Source organism: Streptomyces sp. SID5910 (assembly GCF_009862125.1).
Lineage (GTDB): Bacteria > Actinomycetota > Actinomycetes > Streptomycetales > Streptomycetaceae > Streptomyces.
In genome coordinates, this window is the sequence record NZ_WWHX01000776.1 from 1 (window position 1) to 11,964 (window position 11,964).

An 11,964-nucleotide genomic window follows, 5' to 3' on the forward strand; every position below is an offset into this window, starting at 1 on the left:
TTGGTTCCCCGGGCCAGGTCACCGGCCAGGGCGTACGACTTCCCGCCGAAGGTCACCGTCCAGTTCGACGGCGTCGACACCGGCAGGTAGTACACGAAGTCCACGGTGGTGGAGGCGCCCGGCGCCAGCGACTGCCAGGCCGGCAGCTTCAGCGAGACGCGGTGGTGGTCGCCCTTCAGCCCGCCGGCGTTGGAGCCGGTGTGGTCGCTGCGGATCACCGTGGTGCCCCAGCCGGACTGGTCTTTGGCGTTGCCGGGCGCGGAGGTGCCGTAGTCGAACTGGAACTCCGTGCCGCCGGGCAGCGTCGTGCCCGAGTTGTTGGTGATCTTCAGCTTCGGGCCGATCGGGTAGTTGGAGTCGCCTAGCGGGAACTGCCCGAACTCCACGTCGACGTCCAGCGCCTCGGCCGGCAGGGCGACCGTGGACCGCTTCGCCCCGTACGGCGCGGCCGACTTGAAGGTGTCGTACATCGTGCTGGTCAGGGTCGAGCCGGGCTCGTACTGCCCCTTGCCCGCGTTCCAGGCGTAGTCGCCCGCGAGCTCCCAGACCATCGTGCCGCCGATGCCGCGGTCCACGACGTAGTCCGCCTTGGCCTGCACCGACTGCTCGTCCTCGGTGGACAGGAAGACCTTCTTCTCCGCGTTCCACAGCCAGGGCGCGACCAGCGTGGCGTCGTACTTGCGGGCGTAGGTGCCGGTCAGCTTCGTGTCCGCGGGGAAGCCGTAGTCCGTCACGTAGTCGCCGACGACGCCCTTCTCCAGGTTCTTGGCGTGCCACATCGGGTTGGACCCGGCGGGCGACTCCTTGCCGGCGGTGTCCAGGTCGTGCCACAGATTGTCGATGCCGACCGCGCCGTCACCGCACTTGGTCAGTCCGGAGCCGGCCGGGCAGTTCACGGCCGCCGCCCTGCCCCACAGGCCGTCCGTGCCGCCGGTGACGTTCTTGAAGCCCCGCGTGTAGTACGGCAGCCCGATGTTGATGCGCCCGGCGGGCATCGAGCCGCGGAAGTAGTGGTACGCCCAGTCGGTGTTGAGGTAGCCGATGCCGCCGTACTGGGAGGTGGAGTACACGCCCGCGGAGGCGAGTTCGGCGTCCTTGCCGTCGTCGAAGAGCGAGGCGTTCGGGCCGACGTACTCGTTCCAGGCGCCGTGCAGGTCGTACGACATGATGTTGACGTAGTCCAGGTACTTCTGGACCTGGAAGGTCTCCATGCCGCGCAGCAGGTACCCGGAGGACGGCGCGGCGACGGAGAGGAGGTAGTGCCTGCCGTCCGCGGCGCCGGCGCGGTCGAGCTTCTCGCGCAGCGTCTTCATCAGCGCCGCGTAGCCCTTGACCAGCCCGGCCCGGCGGCCGTTGGAGAGGGACCAGTCGAGCGGGTTGCCCGCGTCCTTCATCGTCGTCGGGTACTCGTAGTCGATGTCGACGCCGTTGAAGCCGTACTTCCGCACGAAGCCGACCGCCGAGTCCGCGAAGGTGTCGATGCCGCCCTGGTTGACGGAGCCGTCGGCGTGGGTGGCCATCGAGTAGAAGCCGCCCGAGTCGACGCGCGTGCCGTCGTCGCCGAAGTAGCCGCCGGTCTCGGCCCAGCCGCCCACCGAGATCATCGTCTTGACGTTCGGATGCTGCTTCTTGAACTTGTTCAGCAGGTTGAAGTGGCCCTTGTAGGGCAGGTCCGGGTCCATCTCGGCCCCGCTCACGCCCGGCCACGTCATCCCGGTCGCCGGGTTCGTCGCGCCGTCCGAGCCGACGGAGAGCTTGTTGGCGCCGTCGACGTGCGCGAAGGCGTAGTTGATGTGCGTGACCTTGTCCCACGGGATGTCGGAGGCCAGGTAGGCGGGCTTGGCGTCCTTGCCGGTGCGCCAGCCCGTGAAGTAGCCGATCACCCGCCGCGGATGGTCGGCGCCCATCTTCTCCCGGCCCTCGGCGTCGTAGACCGAGCAGTAGGGGACGTCGACTCCGGGTGTCCGGTAGAGCCCGTCGGGGCGACAGGTCTCCTGGTCGGCGGCGTGCGAGACGGTCGCCGGGAGTCCGGCGAGCAGCAGGCCGCCGACGGCGGCGGCAGCGGCGAGCAGGGCCGGTCTCGCCCGGTGGCGGACTCTGAAGCGTGAGGGGGAAGGCACAGTCGGTTCCTCTCCACGGAAGTTGCGCAGACCCTAGAGAGGACTAGACCAGTGAGTCAATAGGTATGGACCAATCTCAAAAGGGCTCCGCCGCGCAGCAGTTGGGCGTGCGCGGGGGCGGGCGCGGCGGTCCGGCGCAACCCGTCGGCGCGCTCTGTGAGCCAGCCCACACTCTCCGTCGGTATGAGTGCGTGTCGGTCGTGGCACACTGGCCCTGTACCAGAAGCAGCGCACTCCGGGGTCGGTGAAAGTCCGAACCGGCGGTTACAGTCCGCGACCCGGTCGCTTCCAGCGGCCGGTTGACCAGGTGAAATTCCTGGACCGACGGTTAAAGTCCGGATGGGAGGCAGTGCGCGGCGGGCGGGCATTCGTGCGCGCCGCCGATCTCTGGGCTCGTCCGTCACGGGCGGGCCCCGTCCGGCGTCGCCCCCGGTGTCCTCGCTCGTCCCTTCTGTCGTTCGTCGACAGCCCCGGAGTCCGTGCCCGAAGAGGCAGGAGGACCCGGGAAGTGTTCACCGGAATCGTCGAAGAGCTGGGCGAGATCACCGCTGTCGAGACCCTCGACGACGCCTGTCGCTTCCGCCTGCGCGGCCCCGTGGTCACCGAAGGGGCGCGGCACGGCGACTCCATCGCCGTCAACGGCGTCTGCCTCACCGTCGTCGACCACGACGGCGACGAGTTCACCGCCGACGTGATGGCCGAGACCCTGAACCGCTCCAGCCTCGGCGCCCTCGCCGTCGGCTCCCGCGTCAACCTGGAGCGCCCCACCGCCGTCGGCGCCCGCCTCGGCGGCCACATCGTGCAGGGCCACGTCGACGGCACCGGCGAGATCCTGGAGCGCAAGCCCTCCGAGCACTGGGAGCTCGTGAAGATCTCCCTGCCCGCCGACCTCGCGCGCTACGTCGTGGAGAAGGGCTCCATCACCGTCGACGGCATCAGCCTCACCGTCGTCGACGCCGGCCCCGACTTCTTCACCGTCAGCCTCATCCCCACCACCCTCGCCCTGACCACGCTCGGCCTCAAGCAGCCCGGCGACCCGGTCAACCTCGAAGTCGACGTCATCGCCAAGTACGTCGAGCGGCTGCTCGGCACCCAGGGGGGCACCCGGTGAACTGGCTCAACTCCGAGGCCTTCACGCTCTTCGACCAGCACATCAAGTGGTCGGACATGATCGGCAACGTGATCGGTCTGCTCGGTCTCGCCCTCGGCTGGCGGCGCTCCATCTGGACCTGGCCCGTACAGTTCGTCTCCGGGCTCATCCTCTTCACGGCCTTCGCCACCGCCCACCTCTCCGGCAGCGCCGGCAAGCAGATCGTGGTCATGGTCGTCGCCGCCTGGGGCTTCTGGCAGTGGAACCGCGGCCGGCGGCAGAGCCAGGACGGCTCCGTCGCCGTCCGCTTCGCCACCTGGCGCGAACGCGGTGCGCTGGTCGCCGCGGCCGCCGTCGGCACCCTCGCGGTGGGCGCCCTCTTCACCGCCTACCCGACCCTGTCCTGGGACCCCTGGCCGGACGCGTACATCTTCGTCGGCACCGTCGTCGCCATGTACGCCCAGGCCCGCGGCATGGTCGAGTTCTGGTTCGCCTGGCTGCTGGTCGACCTGGTCGGCGTCCCGCTGAACTTCGCCAACGGCTTCGCCTTCTCCGGCTTCGTCTACGTCCTCTACGGCGCGCTCGTCCTGTGGGGCCTGCGCGACTGGTGGCTGCGCTCGCGCAACGCGGCCCGCCCCCTCCCGGAAGGAGCGCCCGCATGAGCACGGCACCCATCCTCTACAGCCCCGACGGCCCCGAGGACCTCGCCCTCGACCCCGTCGAGCAGGCCGTCGCCGACATCGCGGCGGGCCGCCCGGTCGTGGTCGTCGACGACGAGAACCGCGAGAACGAGGGCGACCTCGTCATCGCCGCCGAGAAGGCGACCGAGGAGATCGTCGCCTTCATGATGAGCGAGTGCCGCGGCCTGATCTGCGCCCCCATGGAGGGCGACGAACTCGACCGGCTGCGCCTGCCGCAGATGGTCGACGACAACACCGAGTCCATGAAGACCGCCTTCACGGTCTCCGTGGACGCCACCGCCGCCCACGGCGTCAGCACCGGCATCTCGGCCTCCGACCGCGCCACCACGCTCCGGCTCCTGGCGAGCGGCACCGCCGAGCCCACCGACCTGGTCCGGCCCGGCCACATCTTCCCGCTGCGCGCCCGCACCGGCGGCGTCCTCGTCCGCAACGGCCACACCGAGGCCGCCGTCGACCTCGCCCGCCTCGCGGGACTGCGGCCGGCCGGCGCCATCGTGGAGATCGCCGGCGAGGACGGCCGCATGCTGCGGCTGCCCGAGCTGATCCCGTTCGCCCGCAAGCACGGCCTGACGATCATCTCCATCGAGGACCTGATCGCCTACCGCCGCAGCGCCGAACCCACCGTCCGCCGCGAGGCCGAGGTCCACCTGCCCACCCGGCACGGCGAGTTCACGGCGTACGGCTACCGCTCCACCGTCGACGGCGTCGAGCACGTCGCCCTCGTCCACGGCGAGATCGGCGACGGCGAGGACGTCCTCGTCCGCATCCACTCCGAGTGCCTCACCGGCGACGTCTTCGGCTCCCAGCGCTGCGACTGCGGCCCCCAGCTCGACGCCTCCCTGGACCGCATCCAGGCCGAGGGCAGGGGAGTCGTCGTCTACCTGCGCGGCCACGAGGGACGCGGCATCGGCCTGATGTCCAAGCTGCGCGCCTACGAACTCCAGGAGCGCGGCCGCGACACCCTGGACGCCAACCTGGAACTCGGCCTGCCCGCCGACGCCCGCGACTACGGCGCCGGCGCCCAGATCCTCACCGACCTCGGCGTGCGCACCGTACGGCTGATGACCAACAACCCCGACAAGTCCGACGCCCTCGAACGGCACGGCATCCGCGTCGCCGGCCGCGAGCCGATGCCCGTCCAGGCCGGCGAGCACAACCTCCGCTACCTGCGCACCAAGCGGGACCGGATGGGACACGACCTGCCCTGGCTGGACACGACACCCGTGTCCACCTGCGGCAATCAGTAAGCAAGGGACCTTAGGAGACACGTGAGCGGCAAGGGTGCACCGGAACTGTCCGTACGCAACGTCGGGGACCTCAGGGTCGCCGTCATCGCGTCGCTGTGGCACGACAAGGTGATGGACGGACTGGTGGACGGCGCCCTGCGCGCCCTGCACGAGCTGGGGATCGACGAGCCGACCCTCCTCAGGGTCCCCGGCAGCTTCGAGCTCCCGGTCGTCGCCAAGGTCCTCGCGGGCCGCGGCTACGACGCGATCGTCGCCCTCGGCGTCGTCATCCGCGGCGGCACCCCCCACTTCGACTACGTGTGCCAGGGCGTCACCCAGGGCCTGGTCCAGGTCTCCGTCGACACCGGCGTCCCCGTCGGCTTCGGCGTCCTCACCTGCGACACCGAGGAGCAGGCCCTGGACCGGGCCGGCATCGAGGGCTCCAACGAGGACAAGGGCCACGAGGCGGTCACCGCGGCCGTCGCCACGGCGGCTACGCTCCGTTCCGTATCCGAGCCCTGGCGTTAGGCCGGCCGGCACAACCCGTAGAGTGGTCGGCACCATGTCCAAGAAGACTTTCGAGGAGCTCTTCACCGAGCTCCAGCACAAGGCCGCCACCGGCGACCCCGCCACCTCCCGCACCGCCGAACTGGTGGACAAGGGCGTCCATGCCATCGGCAAGAAGGTCGTCGAGGAGGCCGCCGAGGTCTGGATGGCCGCCGAGTACGAGGGCAAGGACGCCGCGGCCGAGGAGATCTCCCAGCTGCTGTACCACGTCCAGGTGATGATGGTCGCCCGCGGGATCTCCCTGGACGACGTCTACGCCCACCTGTAGAGCCCGACCCCCCCTTTTTCTCTCACCCCTTCACACAAAGGAAGCCGACCTCATGCTGCGCATCGCCGTCCCCAACAAGGGTTCCCTGTCAGGCCCCGCGGGGGAGATGCTGCATGAGGCCGGCTACCAGCAGCGCCGCGAGTCCAAGGAACTGCGCATCGTCGACCCGGTGAACGAGGTGGAGTTCTTCTACCTCCGCCCCCGCGACATCGCGATCTACGTCTCCTCCGGCAAGCTCGACATCGGCATCACCGGCCGTGACCTGCTGATCGACTCCGGCGCCGACGCGGAGGAGATCCTCCCGCTCGGCTTCGCCCGCTCCACCTTCCGCTTCGCCGCCAAGCCGGGCACCGCGCACGGCATCGAGGACCTCAAGGGCAGGACGGTCGCCACCTCCTACGAGGGCATCGTCGCAGGCCACCTCGCCGAGAACGGCGTCGACGCCTCCGTCGTCCACCTCGACGGCGCCGTCGAGACCGCCATCGAACTGGGCGTCGCCGAGGTCATCGCCGACGTCGTCGAGACCGGCACCTCGCTGCGCAACGCCGGTCTCGAGGTCTTCGGCGAGCCCATCATGAAGTCCGAGGCCGTCGTCATCCGCCGTACCGGCGCCGACGCCGAGGAACCCAAGGTCCAGCAGTTCCTGCGCCGCCTCCAGGGCGTCCTGGTCGCCCGGACCTACGTGATGATGGACTACGACTGCCGCGTCGAGCAGCTGGAGAAGGCCGTCGCCCTCACCCCCGGCCTGGAGTCCCCGACGGTCTCCCCGCTGCACAACGAGGGCTGGGTCGCCGTCCGCGCGATGGTCCCCTCCAAGGAGGCCCAGCGGATCATGGACGACCTGTACGAGATCGGCGCCCGGGCCATCCTGACCACGGCCATCCACGCCTGCCGTCTCTGACCCCGGAGCACACACACCATGTCGGACGCTTCGTCGGGCGCCGGACCGGACCTGCCCGCCCTGCCCGTCACCTTCCGGCCGGGCCGCACCCGTGCCGTTCTCGTCGGCCTCGCGGTGGCCACCGTCGTGACCGTCTCGGCCGTCGGCATGCTGCTGAACGGCCTCCACCCCGGAGAGCGCCTCAGCTTCCTGCTGACGGCGCTCTTCCTGGCCGGCGTCCTGATGCTGCTGTCCCGGCCCAAGGTCGTCGCCGACGACTCGGGCGTCACCGTCGTCAACCTGACGAACAGGCGGCGCCTGGAGTGGGCCGAGATCCTCCGGGTCAATCTCCGCGCCGGCGACCCGTGGGTCTTTCTCGACCTCAGCGACGGCACCAGCCTGCCCGCGCTCGGCATCCAGCCGGGCATCGCCAAGCAGCGTGCCATCGCCGACGCCCGTGCCCTGCGCGCCCTGGTGGAGGCCCGCTCCGCCGCCGGCCCCGAGGCACCGCGCGACTGACCGCGAACGCCCCGGGACGCCCCCTCGGGAGCAACCGGGGGACCGGCTCGGCGGCGCCCACCCTGCCGCACACCCCCTTTTCGTGATTAATCTGGGAACGGAGACGCGGTCGTCGCGGCTCCGCCCCTGTCGCTCCGCCCGGTGCGCGGGGGTTCCTGCTACCCGAGGAGTGACTCCCTCCGGCGATGGACGGATCGTCCTGCAGTACCTGCGCCGCCCCCTGTCGTGACATCCCACAGGCGGCGGCATCATGACCACCCCCCTGCTGCTCCTGGCAGCCGCGTTCCTGCTGATCCTGGCCAACGGCTTCTTCGTCGCGGCCGAGTTCGGCCTCGTCACGGTCGAACGCCCGGACGCCGAACAGGCCGCCGCCGACGGCGACCGACGTGCCCGCCGGGTCGTCGAGTCCCTCAAGGAGCTGTCCTTCCAGCTCTCCGGCACCCAGCTCGGCATCACCATCACCTCCCTCGTCGTCGGCATGCTCGCCGAACCGGCCCTCGCCGCGCTCCTGGACGGCCCGTTCACCGCGATCGGCGTCCCCGACGGCGCCGTGTCCGGGGTGTCGGTGGTCGTCGGCATGCTGCTGGCCTCGGCCGTGCAGATGGTGATCGGCGAGCTCGTGCCCAAGAACTGGGCGGTGTCCAAGCCGCTGCACGTCGCGCGCTTCGTCGCCGGCCCGCAGCACGTCTTCGCGCGGCTCTTCCGGCCCGTGATCTCCGCGCTGAACACCGTCGCCAACCGGCTCGTGCGCGTGCTCGGCATCGAACCGGCCGAGGAGCTGGCCTCCGCCCGCACCCCCGGCGAACTGGTGTCCCTGGCCCGGCACTCCGCCCGGGCCGGCGCCCTGGAACAGGACACCGCGGAACTCTTTGTCCGCACCCTGTCCCTGGGCGAACTGACCGCACAGCACGTCATGACCCCCCGCGTGAAGGTCAGCGCCCTTCAGGCCTCGGCGACCGCCGAGGACGTGGTCAACCTGACCCGCGCCACCGGCCTGTCCCGCTTCCCCGTCTACCGGGAGAAGATCGACGAGATCGTCGGCATGGTCCACCTCAAGGACGCCCTCGCGGTCCCCGTGCACGAACGGCTGCGCACCCCCGCCGGCCGCATCGCCCGCCCCGCCCTGCTCGTCCCCGAGACCTTGCCGGTACGGCCGCTGCTCACCCGCCTGCGCAGCGAGCAGCCCATCGCGGTCGTCGTCGACGAGTACGGCGGCACCGCCGGCGTCGTCACCCTGGAGGACATCGTCGAGGAGATCGTCGGCGAGGTCCGCGACGAGCACGACGGCCTGGACGTGCCCGAACTCGCCCCCGCCCCGCCCGAGGACGGCCGCCCCGCCTGGGACGTCGACGGCAGCTGCCGGGTCGACGCCCTGCGCCGCATCGGCCTGGAGACGCCCGAGGGCCCGTACGAGACGGTGGCCGGCCTGGTGGCCGACTTGCTCGGCCGCATCCCGGCCGTCGGCGACCGCGCGGAACTGCCCGGCTGGCGGCTCTCGGTCCGCCAGGTCGGCCACTACCGCGCCGAACGGATACGCCTGGTGCGCACGGCCCCCGTCTCGGTACTGGAGGCCGTCCGATGAGCGTTCTGCAACTCCTGTTCGCCGCCCTGCTCGTGCTCGCCAACGGCTTCTTCGTCGGCGCCGAGTTCGCGCTCGTCTCCGTGCGCCGCAGCCAGATCGAACCGCTCGGCACCGCCCGCGCCCGACAGGTGCTGTACGGGCTGGAGCGGCTGCCGCAGATGATGGCCGCCGCCCAGTTCGGCATCACCGTCTGCTCGCTGACCCTCGGCGCGGTCGCCGAGCCGACCGTCGCCCATCTGCTGGAGCCGGTATTCGCGTGGGTCCACCTGCCGCACGGCATGATCCACCCGCTCGGCTACGTCATCGCGCTGGCCGCCGTCGTCTTCTGCCACCTCGTCATCGGCGAGATGGTCCCGAAGAACCTCGCGATGGCCGCCCCCGAGAAGGCCGCCCTGTGGCTGAGCCCCGGCCTGGTCGCCTTCGCCCGCCTCTGCAAGCCGATCACCCTCGCGCTCGGCGCCTGCGCCCAGGGCATCCTGCGGCTCTTCCGCGTCGAGCCCAAGGACGAGATCGAGGCCGTCTTCACCAGCGAGCAGCTCAACCGGCTGGTCGAGGACGCCGGCCAGGCCGGACTGCTCGACCCGGAGGAGCAGGAGCGCCTGGAGGACGCCCTGGAACTGGGCTCCCGCCCGGTGACCGACGTGCTCCTCGGGCGCGAGTCCCTGGTGACGGTCAGCCCCGCGGTCACGCCGGGCGAGATCGTCGCCCTCACCGCCCGCACCGGGTACTCCCGCTTCCCGGTCGCGGCGGACACGGGTGCCTTCATGGGATACCTGCACGTCAAGGACGTCCTCGACGTGGAGGACTCCGACCGTGCGGTGCCGCAGCAGCTGTGGCGCCCGATGACGACGCTCCGCCCGGAACTCCCGCTCGACGACGCCCTCACCGTCATGCGCCGCGCCGCGACCCACCTGGCCCAGGTGGCCGACGCGTCCGGCAGGATCCTGGGCCTGGTCGCCCTGGAGGACGTCCTCGAACTCCTGGTCGGCGAGGTCCGCGACCCGGCCCACCGAGAGGTGACGGTAACGGAACAAAGAACAACCGAAACCCCCGAGGAGGTACCGGCGTAGCCACAGCGACCGCCCGCAGCCGCAACCGTCGCAGCTGCGGGCAGCCGTCGTAGCCGCGGGCAGCCGCCGTAGCTGCGGGCAGCAGTGCCGCTGGGGCGGCACGGGTGGGCGCAGCGGCACCCCCACAGCGGGGCGAGCGCACACCCACCCGAGGCCGCCCCCCTAGGGCACCTCACAACGCCCCAGGCACGCCTACATCCCCGCCGCATCCGCCGGCCCCCGCCCCGACAACACCTCCCCATACGCCTGCATCAGATCCGGCAACCGCAACGTCGCCAGATCATCCCGAGTCAACACCCCGCTGTACCCCGACAACCGCAGATCCCGATACGCACAGCTCTTCTCGTACAGCGTCCGCAGAAACCGCCCGTTCCCCAACTCGTCGATCCACCCCTGATCGACCACGTGCCCGGCGATCGACCGCAGCTCGTCGAGCGCCTCCTCGTCCCACCCGTCCCCGTTCTCCGCCGCGAGCACCTCCCCGATGGAGGTCAGCTCCAGCGGCCGGTACGACGGGAAGTCCACCCGGGTGGTGAACCGGGACGACAGCCCGGGGTTGGCGGCCAGCAGCCGGTCCATGCCCTCCGGGTACCCGGCGAGTATCACCACCAGGTGGTCACGGTTGTCCTCGGCCCGCTTCAGCAGCACCTGCAACGCCTCGTCCCCGTAGGCGTCGCCCTTGCCGTACCCCGAGTTGGACAGCGAGTACGCCTCGTCGACGAACAGCACGCCGCCGAGCGCGGAGTCGATCAGCTCGTTGGCCTTCACGGCCGTCTGGCCCAGATACTCGCCGACCAGGTCGGCCCGCTGCGCCTCGACGAGATGGTCGCCGCCGAGCAGGCCGAGGGCGTAGAAGACGCGGCCCAGGATGCGGGCCACGGTGGTCTTGCCGGTGCCCGAGGGGCCGGAGAAGACGAAGTGCCGCTTGGGCGGCTGGACCGGCAGCCCCTGCCCGGCCCGCAGCCGCGCCATGTTGAGCTGCGCGGACAGGGCCTTGACCTGCCGTTTCACCGGTTCCAGACCCACCATGCGCTCCAGCTCGGCGAGCGCCTCCTCCAGTAACGCGGGATCCGTGGGCCCGGCGGGCAGCGACGGATCCGGTAAGCCGTCCCGGCTGCGCACCGGCGGCCCGGTCAGCGAGGGCAGCGCGCCGGACGCCGGCGGCCCGGGGTCGGAGAGTTTCAGGTCGCGTTCCTCGGTGCCGAAGAGCGGGTCGAGGCCGTCGGCCGCGTCGACACCGTCCGGTCCGGCGCAGGCCGGGGCGAGTCCCGCGAGGTCGGCCGCGTCGTCGTAGCCGTCGCTCTCGGCGATCGCCGCCAGCCGGGCCGAGGTGTCCATGAAGGCCGGGTCGACGCGGTGCACGGCCCGGTACAGGGGCAGGGCGGCGGCACTGCGGCCCGTGCCCTCGTGGGCCCGCGCCAGCCAGTAGCGCAGCTCCTTGCGCTGCGGCTGCTCGCTGCGGCACCGCATCAGCGCGGCCGACAGCAGCGGCTCGGCCTGCCCGTACATCTCCAGCCGTACCCGGGCCATGCCGCTGAACAGGCCCGCCTCGATGCCGAGCAGGGGGTCGCCGAGCAGCGGATCGGTGTGCCGGACGAGCTGTTCCCAGTCCTTGACGAGGTAGGCGCGGCAGGCGTGCAGGAAGCGGACCTGGGCGTCGGTGTCCACCGGCGGCAGCCCGGCGAGGGCCCGGTCCAGCTCCGGGACGTGGCGGCCGTCGAGCCAGTGCGAGGCGTGGGCGAGCAGCAGGTCGCGCGGGCTCTCCAGCACGGGCTGGACCCACCAGCCCAGCCAGTACCAGGAGTTGAGCGTCCGGCGGTGCCGGGCGCGCTGTTCGCCGAAGCGGTCCCGATGGCGGAACATCCGCAGCAGCGCGGTGGTGGTGTCGACGCGCAGCGCGTGCAGTCCCAGCCAGCCGTCGGCCATCGTGGGATCGATGCA

The 11,964-nt window shown here is 71.2% G+C and carries 11 protein-coding genes and 1 riboswitch; of the genes, 9 read left to right on the forward strand and 2 right to left on the reverse strand.

Going from position 1 to position 11,964, the window contains the following annotated elements; translation table 11 throughout:
* The coding region (locus GTW67_RS27470) for a chitinase C-terminal domain-containing protein (protein ID WP_161167460.1) at window positions 1-2,120 on the reverse strand (2,120 nt) is incomplete at its 3' end.
* 226 nt (window positions 2,121-2,346) lie between these two features.
* A riboswitch (FMN riboswitch) is annotated at window positions 2,347-2,477 on the forward strand.
* A 151-nt stretch (window positions 2,478-2,628) separates the two neighbouring features.
* Here GTW67_RS27470 and GTW67_RS27475 point away from each other — a divergent pair.
* The 9 genes from GTW67_RS27475 (at window position 2,629) to GTW67_RS27515 (ending at window position 10,023) form a co-directional block, all read left to right on the forward strand.
* On the forward strand, window positions 2,629-3,231 hold the full coding sequence (locus GTW67_RS27475) for a riboflavin synthase (RefSeq protein ID WP_161167461.1): 603 nt from the start codon (window positions 2,629-2,631) through the stop codon (window positions 3,229-3,231).
* Window positions 3,228-3,872, forward strand: coding sequence for a nicotinamide mononucleotide transporter (locus GTW67_RS27480; protein WP_161167462.1), 645 nt, complete (start codon window positions 3,228-3,230; stop codon window positions 3,870-3,872). Before GTW67_RS27475 ends, GTW67_RS27480 begins: the two co-directional genes overlap by 4 nt.
* A complete protein-coding gene (locus GTW67_RS27485) occupies window positions 3,869-5,158 on the forward strand; it encodes a bifunctional 3,4-dihydroxy-2-butanone-4-phosphate synthase/GTP cyclohydrolase II (protein ID WP_161167463.1) in 1,290 nt (429 codons plus the stop codon). Before GTW67_RS27480 ends, GTW67_RS27485 begins: the two co-directional genes overlap by 4 nt.
* Window positions 5,159-5,179: 21 nt before the next feature.
* Window positions 5,180-5,665, forward strand: coding sequence for a 6,7-dimethyl-8-ribityllumazine synthase (gene ribH / locus GTW67_RS27490; protein ID WP_161167464.1), 486 nt, complete (start codon window positions 5,180-5,182; stop codon window positions 5,663-5,665).
* Window positions 5,666-5,699: 34 nt separating this feature from the next.
* Complete coding sequence (locus GTW67_RS27495) at window positions 5,700-5,972, forward strand: phosphoribosyl-ATP diphosphatase (RefSeq protein WP_161167465.1); 273 nt, start codon at window positions 5,700-5,702, stop codon at window positions 5,970-5,972.
* A 52-nt stretch (window positions 5,973-6,024) separates the two neighbouring features.
* Window positions 6,025-6,873 carry an ATP phosphoribosyltransferase gene (hisG, locus tag GTW67_RS27500; protein ID WP_161167466.1) on the forward strand — a complete coding sequence of 283 codons (849 nt, stop codon included), beginning with the start codon at window positions 6,025-6,027 and terminating at the stop codon, window positions 6,871-6,873.
* An 18-nt stretch (window positions 6,874-6,891) separates the two neighbouring features.
* Complete coding sequence (locus GTW67_RS27505) at window positions 6,892-7,371, forward strand: PH domain-containing protein (protein ID WP_161167467.1); 480 nt, start codon at window positions 6,892-6,894, stop codon at window positions 7,369-7,371.
* A 250-nt stretch (window positions 7,372-7,621) separates the two neighbouring features.
* The gene (locus tag GTW67_RS27510; protein ID WP_161167468.1) at window positions 7,622-8,953 is read left to right on the forward strand and encodes a hemolysin family protein; all 1,332 of its coding nucleotides are present in this window, start codon (window positions 7,622-7,624) and stop codon (window positions 8,951-8,953) included.
* A complete protein-coding gene (locus tag GTW67_RS27515) occupies window positions 8,950-10,023 on the forward strand; it encodes a hemolysin family protein (protein WP_161167469.1) in 1,074 nt (357 codons plus the stop codon). Before GTW67_RS27510 ends, GTW67_RS27515 begins: the two co-directional genes overlap by 4 nt.
* A gap of 192 nt (window positions 10,024-10,215) precedes the next feature.
* On the opposite strand, the gene GTW67_RS27520 is transcribed toward GTW67_RS27515, so the two are convergent.
* Window positions 10,216-11,964 (reverse strand): AAA family ATPase (locus GTW67_RS27520; RefSeq protein WP_161167470.1); only part of this gene is annotated, 1,749 nt, incomplete at its 5' end.